Source organism: Streptomyces yatensis (assembly GCF_018069625.1).
In the GTDB taxonomy this organism is placed as follows: domain Bacteria; phylum Actinomycetota; class Actinomycetes; order Streptomycetales; family Streptomycetaceae; genus Streptomyces; species Streptomyces yatensis.
Genome location: NZ_CP072941.1, coordinates 8,211,330 through 8,231,321, shown reverse-complemented (window position 1 = coordinate 8,231,321; position 19,992 = coordinate 8,211,330). Strand labels below are relative to the sequence as shown.

The following is a 19,992-nucleotide window of genomic DNA, read 5'->3' as shown; positions in this document are numbered from 1 at the left end:
GGTACCCCTCTCTCAGGCGGCGACGCAGGTCTGCCGGAGCTGTCCGATGCCCTCGATACGGGTGACGACCTCGTCTCCCGGCCGCAGGTAGCGCTGGGGGGTGCGGGCATGTCCCACTCCTGAGGGGGTGCCGGTGAAGATCAGGTCGCCCGGCAGCAGCGGGCACACCGCGGACAGCCGTGCGATCAGTTCCGGGACCGGGAAGATCATCGAAGAGGTTCGTGACTTCTGGACGCTCTCCCCGTTGACGAGGCACTCGATCGCCAGGTCGTCCGGATCGGCGAACTCGTCGGCCGTGACCAGCACCGGGCCGGTCGGCGCGAATCCGGGGAAGGACTTGCCGAGAGAGAACTGCGGCACGGGGCCCACGGACTGCACATCGCGCTCGGAGTAGTCCTGCCCCACGGTCAGCCCGGCCACGTAGGACCAGGCACCCCCTGCGGCAACGTGCTCCGCCCGGCGCCCCATCACCACCACCAGCTCGGCCTCCCAGTCAACGCGGCCGCCGGGCAGCCGCAGCTGCGTGTCGGGGCCGGTGAGGGACGTGGCGAACTTGGTGAAGACCGACGGGGACTCAGGTGCCGCCAGGCCGGCCTCCTCGGCGTGGTCGCGGTAGTTCAGCCCGATCGCGAACACCTGCCGCGGTGTCGGCGAGACGCTGCCGTCCGGCCCGGCCGGCGCCTGGACACCCGCAGCCTCCAGCTCAGCGGCCCAGGACCGGAAGGCGTCCCACTCCTCGAACACTGCCAGCGGATCAGCCGGGAACCGGCCTGCACTGGCCTGCTCGACATCGATCACCGCCTCTCCGGTCACCAGGCACATCCGTCCTGCTCTGGTCGTCGTCCGCATCGCGCGCCGCCTCCGGTCTTCCTGCTTCTGGATGACCAGAGTCAACGCCCCTCCCAGTCGACACGTCAAGAAAATCTCGAGATTTTTTTAGAATATCTAGGGGCGCTAGAATCTGCGACATGGCGACTACCAGCTCCATGACCCGTGCCGAGGAGATCTACCAGCGGCTGCGCGCGGACATCCTCAACGGACGACACGAACCCGGTTCACGTCTGCGCGTGGAAGCCCTGAAGGACAGCTACGGCGCCAGCAGCGGGGTAATACGGGAGGCGCTGCCCCGGCTGGTCGGCCAGGGGCTGGCGACCTTCGCGCCACAGCGAGGGTTCCGGGTCGTCACCGTCTCCCCCGAGCGCCTTCAGGAGCTGACCGAGGCCCGCGTATTCATCGAAATCCACGTGGTCCGGGAGTCCGTCGCCGCCGGCACCATCGAGTGGGAGTCCGATCTGCTCGCGGCACACCACCATCTCGCCCGCACTCCGTACTTCAGCGACGACGGAGCCCTCAGCGAACACTGGCTGAACGCCCACGCCCGCTTCCACCGCGTCCTGCTGGAGGGATGTCCCAACCGGCAGCTGCGGGACATCGCCACACAGTTGCGCGATGCCGCCGAGGTCTACCGCTGCTGGGCCCGCACACCGGCCGAGCACAGCCACCGCGATGTCGCCGCAGAACACCAGATGATCTGCGATCACGCCATCGCCCGGGATGTACCAGGCGTCGTCGAGGCACTCAGCCAGCACATCAACATCACCACGCAACTACTGCTCAACGATTACGGGCGGCACGAGGAAATAGGCAAGCAGGACCCCGGCCCCCCATGTGGTTGCTGAAAGAAACGTGCTGGTCAGCGAGCCTGCCTCGCGCCGTGGTCTCAGCGGCGGTCGTTCACCGCGCCGAGGCAGTCGGTGTCATCTAAGCTTGATCATTAAGCTTGCTGCTGTCTCAGGCGGATGTGTTCGGTGAGGGTTTCCATTCGTTTCATGGTCCTCCCAGGCTTGTGACGTGGGGCTGGCCTGCGGTTCTTCGAGCCTGGTGGGCGTCCGGGGCCGGACTTGAAGGGTCCGGGCACGTCGGCGGGACGGGCGGTCTTCACGCGGAGGTGGCGGAACCCCCGTCGGACCCGGGCAGGGGTGAGCCGACGAGGCTGCGTCGGCCGTTCCCAGGGGCGGCGAAGATCCTCGGCGAGGGGCCGGGCAAGGCGGAGTTGGGTGTGGGCGGCGATGATCAGCCACGTCCACAGGTCGGCAGTGTGCGGATCGCGGACCTTCGGTGCGGTTCAGCCCAGACATCCCACGATGCCAACGTGTCAAGCGGCTGCGGCCAGTTCGGAGGGGAACGCGACGTGTTCGTCGATTTCGCCGGTCTGGAGGCAGTGGCTCCGGGCGAGGATCGCAAGGCTGAGAAGGCCCACAGGTAGCCGCCATGGTTGAGTCGGTCGTTCTTCACCACGCGGCGTCCGACGTGGTGTTTCTTGCCTGACGCGCGGGTGATGGGTACCGATCCGGCGTAAGCCTTGAGGCCCCGGGCGTCGGCGAACCGCTGTCGATCGTCTCCGATCTCGGCAAGCACCCGGGCGCCGAGCTGGACCCCGAGGCCGGAAAAGCTCAGGATCACTTCAGCGTCCGGCCCCACTGCTCCTGCTTGTGCGCAGGGACAGAACGGTCGGCCCACCCAACTCCTCTACTCACACACCCACATAGGACAACGTCTTATGCTCCACCGTCCATGCCAGATGTATCAGGCGGTCAGCCCGGCGCTGACCAGCCAGATGTGTTCGCAGGTCGAGGATGCCTTTTGCAAATTCTCGCGGGACTCCTGCGAGGCGTGGTAGAAGGTCCGCTCGATCATCCAGCACAGGGCGCGTGCCATCGCCGACGCTTGTTCCGGTTCGGTGCCGGGCTGAACGCCGGCTCGTTCCAGGACAGCGGTGATGGCTGTGATGAACAAGTCGGCTGTACGGCTCCACAGCTCGCCGATCTCCGGCACGGTCAGGGACAGGTCGATCGCCGTGCGCATGACCAGGCCGTGCTCGTTCCACAGCTCTACCGTGCGCTGCATGGCTTCTGCGATGGCCTGGCGCGGCTCGTCGGCCTGCGCAGTGGCCCGGGATCGCTCCCACAGGTGTTCAACGGTCCGGGCCACGAGTGCCGTGACCACTTCTTGTTTGGAGCCGAAGTAGAAGTACAGGGCGCCGCGTGTGATGCCGGCGCCCTGGGCGATGTCGCCGACGGTCATGGCGTCGTAGCCCTTTTGCGCGAGCAGAGCTTCGCAGGTGTCGAGAATGGCCCGCTCTCGGACATCGCCCTTGCGTTCGGTGGCGCGCCGGTTCCGCGCGGGGTGGTGGCCGGGCATCAGAGCTGAGCGCCCTCGTCGAAGTCGGTCGTACGGGAGAGCGTCTCCCATGCGCGGATGTCCTCGTCCACGGCAGTGCGCGCAGCGGCGACCAGTCGTAGCGCGTCCGAGCCCAGGACGAGGTGGGCCGGCGGCTGGTCCACCGTCGTGATGTGCACGACGGCTTCCCCGGCCTTGGCCGGGTTGCCCAGTTGGTTCCCGCTGGCCTTCTGCCGCGCTTCGCGAATGGGGGTGAACAGCTCGTCGTAGTCGTCGACGGACTGCGCGGTGCGTGTCATGGACCGTCCGGCCCAGTCGGTGCGGAAGGAGCCGGGCTCGATCGCCGTCACGTGGATCCCGAACTGTGCGACCTCCTTGCCCAGTGCTTCGAGGATGCCTTCCAGGGCGAACTTGCTGCCGCAGTAGGCGGACATGCCGGGCACGGCCATGAGCCCGCCCATGGAGGTGACGGCCATCAGGTGTCCGCGGCGGCGTCGGCGCATGTGGGGCAGTGCTGCGCGCAGGGTGGCCGCTGCCCCGAATACGTTGACCTCGAATTGCCGCCGCACCTCGGCCAGCGGCGTCTCCTCGAAGGTGCCCTCCAGGCCGTAGCCGGCGTTGGCGATGACGACATCCAAGGGACCGATGCTCTGCTCTACCTCCGTGATCACATTCGAGACGGCGTGGTCGTCCGTCACGTCCAGGATGCGGCCGTGAGCGTGCCCGGGCTTAAGCCCCTCGAAGGCCCGCAGGTCCTCCTCGGAGCGGACCGTGCCGACGACGGTGTGCCCGGTGGCCAGGGCGGCCTGGGCGAAGGCACGTCCGAGGCCCGTGCTGACGCCGGTGATGAGCCACTTCTGCTGCTGCATTGTTCCTCCAGCTGGGACTCGGAAGGAGCCTGGTTGCTCCCCCACCTCAAACTCTACACGACGTCGATTTTTATCATCGCCATGCAGATTCTGGTGACGCCTTACGGCTCCGCCACCCTGTCCGCTCGAAAAGTCGTCGTCGCAGGTGGGAGTGGTACGGCCAGTCCGCTGGGATCATGTCCTCCGTGATCGTGTCCTTGCTGTACAACGTGACCCGGAAGCTGCTGACCGTTCCATCAGTTCTCCTCCGTCGCGGGACGGCGAAGGACACGGAACTTCTGGCGCTGCGGCACGAGAACGCGGTCCTGCGTCGCCAGCTGGCCGGACCAGTCCGCTACGAGCTCGCCGACCGGTTCTGGTTTGCCGCCCTGTCCGGGCTGATACCCCGACGCCACTGGCGCGAGGTGTCCCTGTCGCCCCCGGCACTTTGCTGGCCCGGCACCGCAGGTTCATCGCCGCGAAGTGGGACTACACCGCGCGCCGACGCACCGGACGGCCACTCCCAGAGAGCCACGCTCAAGGCAAGATCCTCATCAGCCACATCCGGCCCTCCCGGGCGACCAAACAACTTACGGAGATCCTCCATGCCGCGGGCGTCGATCCGGCGCCACGTCGCTCAGGTCCCACCTGGCGCGAGTTCCTGACCGTGCAAGCCGAGGGCATCATCGCGGCAGACTTCTTTCCCATCGACACCGCCCCCGGCAAGCGTTTGTACGCGCTGGTGTTCCTCGAGCACGGCATCCGGCGGCTGCACATCACCGGGATCACCGCACGCCCGACATGGGACTGGGCGGCGCAGCAGGCGCGGAATCTCACCGCCGACCTGGGCATACGCATAGGGTCCCTGCACTTCTTGTTACGCGACCGCGATGGCAAGTACGGGGAGGCGAAAGAGGGTCGGGAGCCGACAAGGGTTCTTATGCCTCTCGATGCAGAGAGCATCCAGATCGACGGGGTGACCTCAGAGGCCTACGGTTGACGACGGCACGCAGGGGCTCGGTACGGCGCCGCAGGTCTACCGGATCGAGTGACGGACGAATCGGACACCGTTGACACGTCCGCGAGTTGGGAGCACGAGGGCTCCCAGAGGACTCCCCATCGCTCCCAGCCCGGAAACGGTTAAGGCCGCTCCCGCTACCTGCGGAAACGGCCTCCGACCTGCGAAAACGCTGGTCGGGACGACAGGATTTGAACCTGCGACCCCTTGACCCCCAGCCGCGCGGCAACTCTCCGCAACGATCGGTATCGGTCTGTAGCAGACCGCCTCGAAGCCGTACACCGCCGTACAGAGCAAGAGAACACCGCTCCCAACGCCCGACCCCCGAACGCGTCCCTCCTGCCGCCGCAACGCTTCACTCCAACACCATGACCATCCGCCGACCCGGATGCCGTCATGAACCGCACACCTTCACTCCACACAACGCCCCCGGGGAACTTACAGCCGCCCCGAATCCGATCGCTCCTCTTCCGACATCACCAGCCTGGAATCACACCCGCCCAACATCCTCAGCGCCTCACGGGAGTCGTCCCACGCGCTCCCGGAGCAGGAGTCCAGGAAACCGAACCCATGGACGATCTACGGGGTGCGGCGCACTCAACGAACACCGTTAGTACCAGCCATTCATACGCCCAGGCCGCAGGCTTGATCATCAAACGGAGCCCGTTATGCGGCTTTGCGCGCGCGCAAGGCCGCAGCGACACCCGCACGACCATTAACCCTCAAACGACACCACTTCAACGCCTCATACTGCTATCATTTTGAAGGCCGTCGTCCCCGACGAAAGGAGTTTTCGATGTCGCGCACCATGATCGATCTCGACGATGAGATGGTGGAACACGCCATGCGCCTGTACGGCGTGAAGACGAAGGCCAAGGCTGTGCGCATGGCCATGGAGGAAGCTGTCAAGCGTCGGCTGCGACAGGAGGGCATCGACGCGATCAAGTCCGGTGACCTGGACCTGACCTACGACAGCCGGACGGAGCCCGACAGCAGGAACGTGGCGTGAGTGAGCGCTTCCTGATCGACAACTCCGCCCTCCAGCGATGGCGCAAGCCGAAGGTGGCCGAGGTCCTCGACCCACTCCACGAGGATGGCGTACTGGCTGTGTGTGGACCGGTCGAGATGGAGGTGATGTACTCCGCACGCAACGACAACGACGCGAAGCGCCTGCACTGGTTCCTGTCCGGCTTCGACTACCTGCCGATGCCCGACGAAGTGTGGGACCGGGCCAAAGACATCCAGCGACAGGCCATCACCAAAGGCAACCACCGCGCACTGTCCATGCCTGACCTGCTGATCGCCGCAGCAGCCGAACGACATGCGGTGACCGTGCTGCACTACGACCAGGACTACGACATGATCGCCGCCATAACAGGCCAGCCCATGAAGTGGGTCACGGAGGCAGGCACAGCGGACCACTGACGTCACTGCCCAGGACGCTGGCGGTGCCATCATGAGGAACGTGCACCCCATTGCCGAGACGTCGCTCACGTCCGATGCGGGGCGTGGTTTCACCAGGCCGCTCTGGTACGCGATGACGACGAGTTGTGCGGGGTCGCGGGCGTGCAGCTTGGTCATGGCGCGTTGGATGTGGCGTCGTACGGTCAGCGGGCTCAGCACGAGTTGGGCGGCGATCCCGGCGTTGGACCTGCCATCGGTGGGGCCGGTAGCGCGGACCGGGCCGACGGACGATTCCCGGAGCAGACGGGCCCCGTACCTCATGCGCGAGCCCGTCATGGCCGGCTTTCCGACCAGCGCGGTGAACGGCACGCGCGTGAACCCGAGCGGCATCCGGGCAGAACTCAGCTCCATAGGATGGAGCCGCATCGGAATGACGAACGCGAGGCGGAGACGCTCGCACCGCTGCTCGGAGACCGGGTCATCACCGGGCCGGCGGACTCGGCCGAGGCGCGCCTGCTGGTGGCCCACGCGAACATGGTCCGCTCCACCGTCACCGACCTCGGTCCGGCCGGTGTCCACGCCGCCCACAGCGCCCTGATCGAGCTGACCAAAGCGGTGGCCAGGGGCCGGTTCGACGATGTGGAACCCCGGCTGGCACCCCCACTCGCCCAGGCCACGAAGGACCTCGCGGACCGCCACCTCGCCGACCCCGAACTCTCCCCCACGATGCTGGCCTGCGAGCTCAACGTTGCGCTTGCCGAGAATGGCATCCGCCCTGGTCGGAAGCCTGCACCTGGACTGACGGTCGTCGGCCTCGTCGCTCGAGTAGGCGCTGTCGCGTAGCCGGTAGTCGACGCGGCATGATGATCGACCGTGCTGCTGCGACTGGCCTACCTGGGAGTGACCAACGCGCTCGCGCTGCTGCGTCTGCTGCCGATGAGCGACCGGGACAAGGATGCGGAGATCCTGGCCCTCCGCCATCAGATCACGGTGCTCGAACGCCAACTCGGTGGTGCCCGAGTACGGTTCACTCCGGGCGACCGGGCGTTCCTGGCGGCGCTGCTGCACCGGCTACCGTTGCCCGTTCTGCGGCAGGTGCGGCTGCTCGTGCGTCCTGACACGGTGCTGCGCTGGCACCGCGACCTCTCCAAGCGCCGTCATGCCGCCTTAACGCGGCCCAAGCGACCCGGTCGCCCACGTACCGTGCGCTCCATCCGGATTCTGGTGCTGCGTCTGGCGAGAGAGAATCCAAGCTGGGGCTACAGGCGCCTTCATGGCGAGCTGCTCGTGCCGGGAGTGAAGGTGGCTGCGTCGACCGTCTGGAAGATCCTTAAGGATGCCGGCATCGATCCGGCGCCCGGCCGGAGCTCCAGCACGTGGGCCGACTTCCTGCGTTCCCAAGCCGACGCCCTCCTGGCCTGTGACTTCTTTGAGGCGGTCACCTTGTCCGGCGCGCGGATGTACGTACTCGCGGTGATCGAACACAGCAGTCGCCGCATCCGGGTCCTGGGCGCCACCGCACACCCGACCACCTCATGGGTAACCCAAGCGGCGAAGAACCTGGTCATGGATCTCGAGGACGTAGGCTGCCGGGCACGATTCATGATCCGGGACAGGGACAGGAAGTTCCCCGGACTGTTCGACGCCGTCCTCAAGGACACAGGGATCGAGGTCGTCCTCACCGGCATCCAGATGCCGAGAATGAACTCGATCATGGAAAGGTGGGTGCAGACCTGCAGACACGAACTCCTGCAACGGACCTTGATCTGGAACCAGCGCCACCTCCTCCACGCCCTACGAGAGTTCGAGCAGTTCTACAACTCCCACCGACCGCACCAGGGCATCGCGAACGCCCGACCGCTACACCCACTGCCCACACCAATCGACGATCCCGACAAGCTAAACGACCTCGACATACGACGCCACGACCGCCTTGGCGGCATCCTCCACGAATACAGACATGCCGCGTGACCTGCACGGACAAGATATTCGGCAAACGCAGGGTCGAGCGCCGACAAGGGGTCCTTATGCCTCTCGATGCCGAGAGCATCCATAGCGGTGGGGTGACCTTGGTGCCCTGTGGTTGACAACGGCGCATAGGAGCGCGGTACGGCACCGCACGTCTACCGGATCGGGTGACGGACGAATCGGGCACCGTTGACACGTCTGCGAGTTGGGAGCACGAGGGCTCCCAGAGGGCTCCCACTTGCTCCCAGCCCGGAAACGGTTAAGGCCGTCCCCGCTACCCGCGGAAACGGCCTCCGACCTGCGATGATGCTGGTCGGGACGACAGGATTTGAACCTGCGACCCCTTGACCCCCAGCGGCGTGGCGACTCTCCGCAACCATCCGTACCGCACCGTAGCGCTCGGTTCAGAACCGTACCGCGTCCTTGCGCGCCTACGGAGAACGCTGCAATCAGCCACTCCCCCATAGCAACAGCCACGCCATGCGACGGCTTGCGGAGCGGACAAGGGTCTCCCACAGCTACCGCGCCCGCACGATAGGGTACGACGAGTAACCCTGCACAGGAGGTCATCGTGAGTGCGCAGCCAGACGGCCCGTATGGACCCCTGATCCCCATGCCCGACCTCGCCCCTGACGCACTGCGCACGGCTGTCGCCCGGATCGCTCCCAGCAGAGTCCCTGCGCTCACTCAGCACCTGTTCGAGGCGACTACAAACGCACAGCAGACACAGAGCCTCGCGCCCCTGCGGGCTTTCGTCCACTCATGGGCCGTGTTCGTCGCCATCGAGCGGCACCCGGAACGCGCCGCCCGCCTCCGTGAACTCGAGCAGATCGTCGATATGGCCGAACAGGACCCGACGGCAGCCATCCACGAAATTCAGCAGATCCGTAAGGCCGCGGAGGCCGAGGCGGGGCTGTGACCGACTGGACCTGGGAGTACAACCCGAGTGAGGAGTACGTCGCCGACGGACTTGCGCCAGGTGTCGTAGCAGAGGTCGAGCGACTGGCGACCGAACTCGCCGCGCTTGGAGTCGACGCGGCAAAGGTGGGTCGGCCCCTCGACCGAGAAGGCGGACTCCGAGAATTCGACATTCTCGGCGGACGCGGCTTCATCAGCTTCCTCTCAGTACCACGCCATCACTGCATCTATATCTGCAACATCACCTGGTACGGATGACGTTGCTCTCGTTCCAGCGTCGTTGTTGAGGCCGCCGAGGATCCAGGGGGACTCGATGCCTCGGGTGTGCAGTTCATGCGACTGTGCTTGCCGAGAAGCCATCAGCCCGGATCGGAGCGGGTGCACCGAGTCCCGACGGTCGTCGCACGTTGACCTGCGAAGACCCTCTACACCGTCGGGGTGACAGGATTTGAATCTGCAACCCTGCGGGTGCCGGAAAATCTGTCACCCGGGGTGACCTGCGGCTTCGGATCTTCCAGAGCGCAGGAGCTGACGGGGGCTGCGGCATCATGCTGGGTCGTGGCGATACGTCTGCTCTATCAGCCCGCGTGTCAGCTCTTCCAATGGCTTGCGCTGCTGCCCGGTCGGGTGCGGCGAAAGACGTCGAGATCTTGATCCTCCGGCACCAGCTCGGTGTCGCGCAACGCACCCAGCCACGACCTCAACTTTCCTGGAGCGATCGGGCTGTCATGGCAGCGCTGCTCCGGATGGTGAACACGCAGCAGCGTACACAGCTGGTGTTGCTGGTCACTCGACGGTCGGTCCTGCGCCGGCACGCACGCCTTGTGGCCCGGAAGTGGACCTATCCACACCGCCGTCCGGGCCGACCGCCGAAGCCGGAAGCACTGCGGCATCTGGTCCTGCGCCTTGCGCGGGAGAACCCGGGGTGGGGATATCGACGGATCCACGGCGAACTGCTCGGCCTGGGACGCAAAATCGGCGCCTCGACCGTCTGGGAGATCTTGCAGAAGGCCGGGATCGACCCCGCACCCCAGCGCACCAACCAGTCCTGGCCCGCCTTCCTCAAAGCCCAGGCCTCCGCCATCGTGGCCACCGGCCTCTTCCACATCGACACGGTCTTCCTGCGGCGCTGATTCGTGCTGTTCTTCATCGACCACAGCACCCGCCGCGTGCACATCGCCAGCGTCACCCGGCACCCGACCGGCCCGACACTGCCCCAAGTGCCCCGGATGAACGCCATCGCGGAACGCTGGATCGGATCATGCCGACGCGAGGCAACCGACCGCGTCCTGATCACCGGAGAGCGCCACCTGCGCCTCGTCGTCGGCGAGTACGCGGAGCACTACAACAGACACCGACCGCACCGATCCCTCGGACAACGGGCACCAGACCGACTCACCGACCCCGAGCCGCCCATCGCCAGGGACCACACTCGCAGCAATCCACGCGATCGACTCGGCGGCCTTATCCACGAATACTCGCAGGTCGCATAGGGTGACACAGATTCCGGCACCCACACGACAGTTCCTGCATACCCAGGCATCGACCATGCTCGCCGTCGACTTCTTCCACATCGACTGCGCCCTCACCCTGCGACGCCTTTACGTGTTCTTCGCGATCGAGGTCGGCACCCGCTACGTACACATCCTGGGCACCACCTCGCATCCCGACGGCCCCTGGACCACCCAGCAGGCACGCAACCTCCTGATGAAACTGGGCGACCGAGCCTCCGAGTTCACGGTCCTGGTGCGGGATCGGGCCGGGCAGTTCACCGATGCGTTCGACGCCGTCCTCGCCAGCGCCGGCATCACGGTCGTGAAGATCCCTCCGCGCAGCCCCCGCGCGAACGCGTACGCGGAACGATTCGTACGCACCGTCCGCTCCGAGGTTACTGATCGCATGCTCATCCTCGGCCAGCGCCACCTTCGCATCGTGCTGGACGAATACGCCCGCCACTACAACGGGCGAAGACCCCACCGCGGACGCCAACTCAAACCGCCCCGACCCGACCATCCCATCGCCGACCTCTCGCAAGAACGGATCAAGCGTCGACCCGTCCTCGGAGGACTTATCAATGAGTATGAAAGGGCCGGATAAGTTCGCAGGTGAGTGCGGCGGCCCTGCTTCGGATCCCCACAGGCTCGGCCACGCCCACATCGGCGTCACCGCCGGCGTCTACGCCCACGTCCGACTCCGCCTCCAACGCCAAGCCATCGACGCCCTGGGCAACGCCCTCAGTACGACCGACGGGTGCCGTGACGACCCTGTGCCGTTCAGGAATGCGTCGTTGCAGGTCGTAGGCGGTCTGGCGGGATCAGCGGGCTGCTGGGACCATGTCCAGGTGATCGTGTCACTGGTGTATCAGGTCACACGGAAGCTGCTCTCGGTTCCTGCGGTGTTGCTGCGTCGGCGGACGTCCAGAGATGCTGAATTGCTCGTGCTCCAGCACGAGAACGCGGTGCTGCGCAGGCAACTTGCGAGTCCGGTGCGGTATCAGTGGGCGGACCGGTTGTGGTTCGCGGCATTGTCCTCGCTGATACCCCGGTGTCGCTGGGCGCAAGTGTTCCCTGTTACGCCAGGGACGTTGCTCCGTTGGCATCGGCGTCTCGTTGCACGCAGGTGGGACTACAGCGAGTGCCGGACCAGGCCGGGCCGGCCGGCGACAGTGGAAGTTGTGAAGGAGTTGGTGCTGCGGCTGGCGCGGGAGAACCCGCGCTGGGGATGCCGCAGGATCCAGGGGGAACTCGCCCGGCTGGGCCACAGGATCGGCGCCTCTACCGTCTGGAAGATCTTGACGGCAGCTGGTGTCGATCCGGCTCCCCGCCGCGGCGGGCCGACATGGCGCGAGTTCCTGACCTCCCAGGCCGAGGCCATCATCGCCTGCGACTTCCTGCACATCGACCTGGCAAGCCTTCGCCGGGTCTACGCGCTGGTCTTCCTTGAGCATGGCACGCGCCGCCTCCACATCGCCGGCGTCACCGCTCATCCGACTGCGCAGTGGACGGCCCAGCAGGCCCGCAACCTTGCTCTTGAGGTGGACGTGCGCCTCGAGTCTGCGCTTCTTGATCCGCGACCGGGACAGCAAGTACACAGAATCCTTCGACGCGGTCTTCGAAGCTGAGGGCATCGAAACCGTCAGGACCGCCCCGCGGGCCCCGTGGATGAACGCGCACTGCGAGAGAGTCATCGGGACACTGCGGCGTGAACTCCTCGATCACGTGCTGATCTGGAACGAGACCCACGCTCGCCACGTCCTCGATGTCTACGCCCGGCACTACAACGGCCATCGCCCCCATCAGGCTCGAGAGCAACGTCCGCCTCTTACCGACAGCCGGACCGCACCATTGACCGACTCGAGCACTCCGCGACGACTGCTCCAGACTCGCGTCCTCGGCGGCCTGATCAACGAGTACAGACACGCGGCCTGACCTGCAGCGACAGATTTCTGAACGGCGCAGGACACCTGGTGTCCGCCGCCGTTGCCGTCATCTACTGCCGTCAAGCCGCAGAACGGCCCCTGTCGGCGACACCGACAGGGGCCGCATCTTTGCGCTTGGATGCGCAGTGAATCGGAAGCCTAAATCGGCTCGCCCGCCACTCCACTGAATCCGACGAGGCCGTTCCTCTTCGCCATGTCAAGAATCTCAGGGAGATAATCCAGTTGGCGAACCGAGAGGGTCAGGAGGACGTACTTTCCGGCGTCATCCGGTTCCTCTTCCAGGTCGAATCGAGACGGCTCCAGAACGTCGCCCACATCTGGCCACCTAGTCAGCAACTCCTCCCGGAACCGCAATACGTCAGGGCTCACGATAAGGTCGCCGGTGTCGCCCTCAGCAAGGTTGTCGAAGACTTCCTCAGGGTCCCCGGCAGAGCGCTTCCAGAAGGCGAAGTCGCTACTCACAGGCCATCCTCTCAGGTTAGGGGTTGCAGATTGGACACTCTGTACCGCGCCGGACGACCGAGGTTTCAAACCCGTACGTCTTCGCTAGCCATTCGTCCTTCCTTCGCTGACCCCTGGTGTAATTCGATTTATTCACCTTCACCTCATAAAGGTGAAGGTTTCCGTCTGGATTCCTGACCGCGATATCCACTTGACGCCTGCCGTAAGGGGTCCACAAATCAAGTCCATTCCCGTAGCTCTCGCTGTAGATATCAGACTTGTTGTAGAACTCCTCAAACGTCTCTGTCATTTCATCGACACCGGCAGCGCCGCGGGCTTTGTCGTGTTGGCGAATGCCGCAGTTGCTGTTGTGAACGAGGACCGGCGTAGGCCCCGCCAGCACATAGTACGTGTGGGTTCTACTGACTGTGAGGTCGTAGGTGCGTTGCAGCTTCGTGAAGTGACGCACGGAGACAACCGTCACGGCCTCGCCCTTGTCCGTGCGGAGCCGCATTCCGGTGATGACGTCGCCGGCGTCCACCCAGCGGGCCTCGCTCGTTACCCAGAACGGGTGGGTGTCGGTGGCGATGATCGACGCGGGTCGGTCACCGGTCTTCACTGTGAGGTCGGTGAAGTCCTTGTCATCGTTGGTGACGATCGTCGCAACGACCGGGCGGGCCTCGCTCTTCCCGGTTTCGGGATCGGTGGCGAGAACCTTATCGCCGACCTTGATGTCCTCGATGTCACTGTGGCCGCCGTCTGCGAGTTCGACCTGGGTTTCTTCGGTGAAGCTGTGACACTTCTCGACCACCTTCTCGGCTGTGTCGACCGCATCGTCAGCCTTCTTCTCGGCCTTCCGTGCCTTCTTCCAGATCTTGACGCCCTTGAGGGCCTTCCCCGGGCCCGGCAGATCAGCCGCAGCCCAAAGACATCCGGAGAGTTTGAAGTCTCCGCACCTCTTCCATTCCGATGTGTCCGGGCCGAAGAAGTCCACCGCCAGTTTTAAGGCACTGAACAGTCCCGTGCCGGCTTTCTCATCGTGATAGGGGCCGGGCACAGGTGGAGGTCCCGGACTGGGCATGGGCGTCGGGTAGGAAGCTGAAGTGGACGCCGTGCCCCCACCCCCACCACCGCCGCCTCCGCCACCGCCGCCGCCGCCATGGTGCCGACCACCACCGCTGGGGTAGTGGTTCTCCGGTGGGGCGTCTTTACCTGCGTCTCCGCCGTTGGTCGGCATGCAGTGCCCGTTGCCGGGGTCTACACAGAGGCCCGTGGGATCCGAGTCAGTGACCGGATTCTGGTTGGCATAGCTGTAGCCGTTGAGGGACTGCCCCTGATCGGGGGTGAGGAGCGGGTCGAGGCTGAGGAATTGGCCGGTGACGGGGTCGTATTCGCGGGCGCCGATGTGGGTGAGGCCGGTGACGCCGTCGGCCGGCTTGCCGAGGAACGCCTTGTCGTCCGGCCATGTGGTGGGCTTGGTACCGCGCGGAGCGCCGAAGGGGGTGGTGTAGCGCTTGGTGACCGCACGGGTACCGACGTCGACGGCCAGGGTGCCGGTGCCGTGGTGGTCGGCGGCGAGGAAGGTCAGCTCCGTGGTGGACTGGCCCTTTGCGCCGGTGCGCTCCGCGATGGTCTGCCCGGCGCCGGTGTAATAGCGGGTGCCGGTCAAGGTCTTCGCCGAGCCCTGGGCAGTGAGACGGACCTCGGTGGCGCCCAGGTAGAGGACCGTGTCCCCGTCAGCCGTCGTGGCACGGCGGATGAGGAGCTCGCCGTCGGCGTCGTAGAGGTAGCCGGTCCCCGTGGCCGCCTTCCCGCCCTTCGCAGGTTCTGAGGAGGCCGCGAGTCTGCCTTCCGTGTTCCAGGCCAGGGTCTGTTCGGCCTGGGTGCCCGGCCGTGTGGTCGTGTTGCCTGCGGCGTCGTATGTGTACGCGGCCGTTGCGGGTGGTGTGCTTCCCGGCTTGGTCGTGCGGGTCCCGGCCAATGGGTGCGGCTGCCCCTTGGCCGTGCCGTACGCGTAGGTTGTCGTCGTATCGCCCGCTACCGCGTGCCGGGTCTCGGATTCTCGCTGGCCCGCCACGTTGTAGGTGTAGGACGTCCAGTACGGGGCGGCGCCGCCGAGGTTCGCGGTGGTCCGGCCGGAATCCGCGCAGTCCGCCGCCTTCGGTGTCCACGCCTCGGCCAGGCGCCGGTAGCCGTCGTAGCCGAAGCATTGGTAGTCGGCCTTGCCGGTACCGCCGAGGTTCGTGCTGTCGAAGATCGACGTCACGTTCCCGGCGTCATCCTGCGTGTACTTCAGGTCCTGCAGCAGGTATCCGTAGGTCTCATCACGTGTGAAGCCGCGGGTCAGGCGTCGGGTCCCGTCCTCGTACTCATAGCTCGTGTACAGCTTCTTGCTGTCCGAGGCGGGGGATGTTCCCAGCTCCAACTGGCGCAGGTCCCCGACAGGGGAATAGACGGCTTCCAGCAGATAACTGGAAGCGCCCGTGGCGGTGAGCTGCTGACCGGTCGCGTTGTAGGTATAGGAGACCGACTCGCCCGACAGCCCACCCACGGCCGGCTCTCCGGTCTTCTTGACCGTGCCGTCGAGCCTGTAGTCGGTGGAGAAGGCCAGTGTGGAGGGTACGCCGGCCTGTACGAGCGGGTCGTTCCCCGGCAGGAGGAGCTGGGAGCTGGTCGGCTGGTACAGGCTGTTGTATTTCGTGACTTTACGGGTGTACGCCTTGCCGTCGACGCCGCCTTCATAGCGGGTCGCCGAGTCCTGCTGCCCCATTGCGGCGGTGTCGAAGGTCCAGGACGCCAGCTTGTTGGCGGCCGTCTTGGAGGACTGCCACATGCCGGTTCTGCGGCCGAGTTCGTCGTACTCGTACAGCAGGGTGTTCTTGTTCGCGTCGTCCGTGGAGCTGATGTGGTCGAGCTCGTCGTAGTGCGTGGACGTCTTGCCCTTGTCGGGGTCGTCAGCCGTGCTCAGCCGGCCGAAGAGGTCGTAGGTGTAGGTCCATGTGGCGTTGTCCGGGCCGGCGATGGTCTTCTGGTCGCCGTCCGGTGTGTAGGTGAACTTCGTGGTCGTGTACTTCGTGCCGGTCGGGCTGGTGCCCGGGTACTCACGCCGCTCGGTGACCCGCCCCAGGGCGTTGGTGACCTCGGCGACGGCTGACCCGCCCGCCGGGGCGGTGGTCGCGGCGGTGTCACCGGTGTAGGTGGTCGTCGTGGTCCAGCGGTCGGCGCCGCGGACCTTGGTGACCGCCTGGACCGGGCGGCCGGCGCCGTCGTACTTCGTGTCGGTCTGGGTGGGTGCCTGACCGCCGTCGGTTTCCACCGCCTCGCCCGACGGCCCGTTCTTCTCGTCCCAGATGTCGGCTTGCGAAGAGACGGCCAGACCACGGTCGTCGTACAGCGTCTGCGCGATGACCCGCCCGCCGACCGGCGAGGGCTCCTGCGTCTGACGGGGGCGCAGCAGGCTGTCGAAGATCTCGTAGGTGGTGTTGTACCCGGAGCCGTCGCCCTTGAGTGTGCCCGTGGAGATCCACGGGAGGGATGCGTTGGTGACCTTGTAGCCGTATACGTAGTTGGGCTTCTCCTTGACGGCACTGGACCGGTTGGGCAGCCACACCTTGGTCACCCGGCCGAGGCTGTCGTACTCGGTCTCGGTGATCTTCTTGTTGGGGTCGGTGACCTTGAGCGGCGAACCCCGCGCCGGATCGACCGTGGTGATGGTCGAGAAGCCCCTGGCATCGGCGGCCACGGTGGAGGTCAGCGGACCGGCCGTCTCGGGCGCGTAGGCGGTGGTGGCGGTGGTGCGGTCGAGAGCGTCCTTGACAGTCTTCGGCCGCCCCAGCGTGTCGTAGGTCGTGGTCTCGACCTTCTGCCAGCTGGGGTCGTTGCTGTCGGCGTAGCCCTTGGCACGGCCGGTCCAGCGGATTTCTCCTCGGGTGGGGGTCTGGTCCTCCGACCAGGTGGTGCTGTCGTACGCGGTGGCCACATCAGAGACGACGTCACCGCGACGCGAGGAGTCAGCGGGAAGATCGAGGTCAGCGGCCGTGACCGAGCACTTCCGCGACACGGTCTGGGCGCGCGCGATCAGTGAGCTGATGCCCGCCTTGTCGTTGCGTGCGTACCAGTTGCGGGTGCAGGTCTCGTCACCACTGACCGCGTCGTCACCGCTGTCCTCGACGGTGGCGGGCATCCCGAAGTCGTCGTAGGTGGTGGTCTGGGTGCGGACCCTGTCCACCGGGCTGATGCCGCTGGTGATCCTGGTGCGATCGTGGGTGGCCCTGGTCCGAACGTAGTATGCCTCGGTGTCCGCGTAGGACTTGTGCTGGGTGGCGGTGCGCCTGGACCACGGGTCGCTGATGCTGCCGGACACCTCGGCGTCGCCGTTGTAGGTCACCGACTCCCGTGTGAAACCGGCGTACGGGTCGGAGTCGGTGATCTCGGCGGCCGTGACTCCCTTGACCGTGACCGTTTTCCGCTTGTCCGGATCGACGCTCTTGCCGTCGGAATTCAATACGCGGTCGCCGTCCATGCCGCGCATGTAGACGGTGACGGCCCTGGACTGCGTACTGTCGCCTGCGCCGGTTCGGTGGATGACCTTGCCGTAACCTCGCCACTCGGACCAGGTGCGTTGCTTCGCCGGCGTCATCGGGTCGTCGTTGTAGTGCCAGGCCGCGCCTCCCTCGTACGTGTAGGAGTGGGCAACGGCTTCGGAGCCGCCCTTGGGGTCGGTGGTCCGCACACCGGTCACCGGATACTTCTGAAACCAGTCGAGTTGCGGATCGGCCGCACCGTTGGGTGACCAGTAGACCGGGAAGCAGCGCTTGGTGTTCTCATCCGCCTTCGGCATCGTCCGGCCCGCGACGCAGTCGGCTTCCGCGTAGTCGACGACGGTCTGGGCACCGGCCTCGGAGGTGATGGTCTTCACCCGTGGCTTGTCCAGCGACAGAATGTCGTCCGTCGCACCGTCCACACGGTTCGTGAGCCAGGTGTGAGTGAACTTCACCGGGTCCAGAGAGATGTCACTGCCGCGCTTGCCGGTGCGCTTGATCTCGTCCAGCCACAAGGACTGATCGGACGAGTCGCCCGTGTCGCCCGGGTCGAGATAGGTCTGCTTGAGCGCCCAGGAGTCGACGGGTTCATAACCGGGTGTGGCAGCGGCCACGTTCCAGAAGTACGTGGTGATGTCCGTCAGGCGCTTGCGCGTGAAGAAGGAAGGGCCGACGTTTCCGGTGCACTTGTCACCGTCCTTGCACACCGCGTCGAAGGGCACGTCCGGCCAGTTGTCACGGTGATCCTCGTTCAGCGAGTCACAGCCTGTACCGGAGGCCATGCAGCGTTCCGCGACGGTGAACGTGACCTTGTTCGAGGCAGAGGGGGTCGCGGAGAACAGAGCATCGGCGCGCTGCCCGTAGCGGATCTCCCTGAGATAGCCGCCGCGTATGTAGTCGGTGCCGGGGTCGTCCTTGCCGTTCTTGGCGTAGTTGTTGTGCTCGGCGTTGTACCAGTACGTCATGGCGTTGTTGTGGGTGTCCTCGACGTAGTCGAGGTTCCAGCGCCACGCCTGCTTCTTGTCACGCTCACCGAAGGACGAGCCCGAGGAGTAGCCAGGCTCTCCCTCGTCGTCGCCGAAGACCGGCACCGTCCAGACCGACGCCGTGCGGTCGTCCGCGGCCGCGCCGTCCAGCTTGTTGAGTCCGAAGACGTACTTGCTGCCGTCGCCCGTGGTGACGGTCCAGTACTCGCCGTTGTCGTCTCCGTTGTCGGCACCGGTGGAGTGCTGGACGGTGGAGGCGTCGTCGTTCTTCAGCCGCCACGTGCCGCTGGTGTCGTCCTTCACCAGTTCCGTCGCCTTGCCGTTGAGCACGAGCGAGGCGTTGTCGTACTTCCAGCACAGATCGAACTTGTCGTCCTGTCCGTCGTCGTTGCAACTGCCGTACTTGCGCTCGATGTACGACGAGGTGAGATCGAATCCCTCACCGATCCAGGAGCCCTGGTTGTTGGTGTTCGCCGTTCGTCCGTCGACGCTGCCGGAGTCGTACGAGATCGACAGATCCGGTGCGGGCCCGGCCGCTGCCGGAGGCATGCCCAGCGGATACGTCCATGTGAAGGAGCCCGAGGAGCCACCCGACTCCCACGTGGACGAGGCGGAAAGCGGCGTCGCCTTGTAGTCGCCACCGCCGGATTTGGCGGCGGCGGCCACCGCCAGGACCTTCACCTCGCCGCCCGGCCTCGCGGCGAAGGTGAGCGGTGTGGAGAGCTGTTCCTTGTGCCGCTTGTTGACCGCCCGAAGGGGGCTCTGCGTACGGCAGACGGCCTTCTGTGGTGTCGTCAGCGCGCACGCCGGTAGCTGCACGAGGGTCAGACGTCCGGCCCAGTCACCGCCGTATGCCGCGGCGAAGCCCGCGTAGCTGATGCCGAGCTTCGTGCTACCCCCCTTGGCCGAGGCGACGGCCTTCAGAAGCACGCCCTTGACCCCGGCCTTCCGGGCTCGGCCTTCGTCCATCACCTGGACGCTCAGACTGGGAGTGGCGTGGGCCTTCCTGCCCTGGGCCTTCCTGCCCACCGTACCGAGGGTGACCGGCAGGCCACCCGGCCGGGCCGTGGCCGAGCCACTGCCGGATAACGCCAAGCGCGCGGTACCGGCCTTCGGCCAGGTCACCTTCCTGGCCTGGTCGCGGCGCGCCGCCTCAGCGGCCGAACGGTCTGCCGCCTCGCTCTCCTTCACCAGGGCGGCAGTCCTGCGGTCCGTCTTCGGAGAGAGGGGTATGACCTCGTCCGCCCGC

General features: G+C 65.9%; 15 protein-coding genes and 5 pseudogenes. 12 read left to right on the top strand and 8 right to left on the bottom strand.

Annotation, left to right across the window (positions count from 1 at the left end):
• Window positions 1-12: 12 nt before the first annotated feature.
• Window positions 13-849 carry a fumarylacetoacetate hydrolase family protein gene (locus J8403_RS34375; protein ID WP_211126543.1) on the bottom strand — a complete coding sequence of 279 codons (837 nt, stop codon included), beginning with the start codon at window positions 847-849 and terminating at the stop codon, window positions 13-15.
• Between the two features lie 119 nt (window positions 850-968).
• Between J8403_RS34375 and J8403_RS34370 the strand changes: the two genes are divergently transcribed.
• The gene (locus J8403_RS34370; RefSeq protein WP_211126542.1) at window positions 969-1,679 is read left to right on the top strand and encodes a GntR family transcriptional regulator; all 711 of its coding nucleotides are present in this window, start codon (window positions 969-971) and stop codon (window positions 1,677-1,679) included.
• 95 nt (window positions 1,680-1,774) lie between these two features.
• On the opposite strand, the pseudogene J8403_RS43960 reads toward J8403_RS34370, so the two are convergent.
• From J8403_RS43960 to J8403_RS34355, 4 genes and pseudogenes are all read right to left on the bottom strand, one after another.
• Window positions 1,775-2,125 (bottom strand): annotated as a pseudogene (locus J8403_RS43960) (NF041680 family putative transposase); the annotation flags it as partial.
• Window positions 2,126-2,217: 92 nt separating this feature from the next.
• Window positions 2,218-2,472 (bottom strand): annotated as a pseudogene (locus J8403_RS34365) (transposase); the annotation flags it as partial.
• Window positions 2,473-2,586: 114 nt separating this feature from the next.
• Entirely contained in the window at window positions 2,587-3,201 is a 615-nt protein-coding gene (locus J8403_RS34360; protein WP_211126541.1) for a TetR/AcrR family transcriptional regulator, read from the bottom strand.
• Window positions 3,201-4,049 (bottom strand): oxidoreductase, encoded by an 849-nt coding sequence (locus J8403_RS34355; RefSeq protein WP_211126540.1) that lies wholly within the window; start codon window positions 4,047-4,049, stop codon window positions 3,201-3,203. Before J8403_RS34355 ends, J8403_RS34360 begins: the two co-directional genes overlap by 1 nt.
• 185 nt (window positions 4,050-4,234) lie before the next feature.
• Here J8403_RS34355 and J8403_RS34350 point away from each other — a divergent pair.
• The 3 genes and pseudogenes from J8403_RS34350 to J8403_RS34340 form a co-directional block, all read left to right on the top strand.
• Window positions 4,235-4,938: pseudogene (locus J8403_RS34350) on the top strand (integrase core domain-containing protein); the annotation flags it as partial.
• Between the two features lie 904 nt (window positions 4,939-5,842).
• A complete protein-coding gene (locus tag J8403_RS34345; RefSeq protein ID WP_014059306.1) occupies window positions 5,843-6,055 on the top strand; it encodes a type II toxin-antitoxin system VapB family antitoxin in 213 nt (70 codons plus the stop codon).
• Window positions 6,052-6,471 carry a PIN domain nuclease gene (locus tag J8403_RS34340; protein WP_014059307.1) on the top strand — a complete coding sequence of 140 codons (420 nt, stop codon included), beginning with the start codon at window positions 6,052-6,054 and terminating at the stop codon, window positions 6,469-6,471. Before J8403_RS34345 ends, J8403_RS34340 begins: the two co-directional genes overlap by 4 nt.
• A gap of 78 nt (window positions 6,472-6,549) precedes the next feature.
• On the opposite strand, the pseudogene J8403_RS34335 reads toward J8403_RS34340, so the two are convergent.
• Window positions 6,550-6,702 (bottom strand): annotated as a pseudogene (locus J8403_RS34335) (response regulator transcription factor); the annotation flags it as partial.
• Between the two features lie 162 nt (window positions 6,703-6,864).
• Between J8403_RS34335 and J8403_RS43955 the strand changes: the two are divergent.
• From J8403_RS43955 to J8403_RS34300, 8 genes and pseudogenes are all read left to right on the top strand, one after another.
• Window positions 6,865-7,293 carry a hypothetical protein gene (locus tag J8403_RS43955; RefSeq protein WP_246586121.1) on the top strand — a complete coding sequence of 143 codons (429 nt, stop codon included), beginning with the start codon at window positions 6,865-6,867 and terminating at the stop codon, window positions 7,291-7,293.
• Window positions 7,294-7,323: 30 nt separating this feature from the next.
• A complete protein-coding gene (locus J8403_RS34325) occupies window positions 7,324-8,421 on the top strand; it encodes an integrase core domain-containing protein (RefSeq protein WP_211126539.1) in 1,098 nt (365 codons plus the stop codon).
• Window positions 8,422-8,989: 568 nt separating this feature from the next.
• Window positions 8,990-9,337 carry a hypothetical protein gene (locus J8403_RS34320; protein ID WP_201858645.1) on the top strand — a complete coding sequence of 116 codons (348 nt, stop codon included), beginning with the start codon at window positions 8,990-8,992 and terminating at the stop codon, window positions 9,335-9,337.
• Entirely contained in the window at window positions 9,334-9,594 is a 261-nt protein-coding gene (locus J8403_RS34315) for a hypothetical protein (RefSeq protein ID WP_201858646.1), read from the top strand. Before J8403_RS34320 ends, J8403_RS34315 begins: the two co-directional genes overlap by 4 nt.
• 470 nt (window positions 9,595-10,064) lie before the next feature.
• The gene (locus J8403_RS43950) at window positions 10,065-10,469 is read left to right on the top strand and encodes a hypothetical protein (protein WP_246586120.1); all 405 of its coding nucleotides are present in this window, start codon (window positions 10,065-10,067) and stop codon (window positions 10,467-10,469) included.
• 3 nt (window positions 10,470-10,472) lie between these two features.
• Window positions 10,473-10,829 (top strand): transposase, encoded by a 357-nt coding sequence (locus tag J8403_RS43945; RefSeq protein WP_246586119.1) that lies wholly within the window; start codon window positions 10,473-10,475, stop codon window positions 10,827-10,829.
• A 55-nt stretch (window positions 10,830-10,884) separates the two neighbouring features.
• Window positions 10,885-11,433, top strand: a complete 549-nt coding sequence (locus J8403_RS34305; RefSeq protein WP_211126538.1) for an integrase core domain-containing protein — start codon at window positions 10,885-10,887, stop codon at window positions 11,431-11,433.
• A gap of 244 nt (window positions 11,434-11,677) precedes the next feature.
• Window positions 11,678-12,764: pseudogene (locus J8403_RS34300) on the top strand (integrase core domain-containing protein).
• A 149-nt stretch (window positions 12,765-12,913) separates the two neighbouring features.
• Here the strand turns inward: J8403_RS34300 and J8403_RS34295 are convergent.
• Window positions 12,914-13,237, bottom strand: coding sequence for a hypothetical protein (locus J8403_RS34295; protein ID WP_211126537.1), 324 nt, complete (start codon window positions 13,235-13,237; stop codon window positions 12,914-12,916).
• Window positions 13,238-13,253: 16 nt separating this feature from the next.
• Window positions 13,254-19,712: a polymorphic toxin-type HINT domain-containing protein gene (locus tag J8403_RS34290; protein ID WP_246586412.1), complete on the bottom strand. Its 6,459-nt coding sequence runs from the start codon at window positions 19,710-19,712 to the stop codon at window positions 13,254-13,256.
• Window positions 19,713-19,992 lie beyond the last annotated feature (280 nt).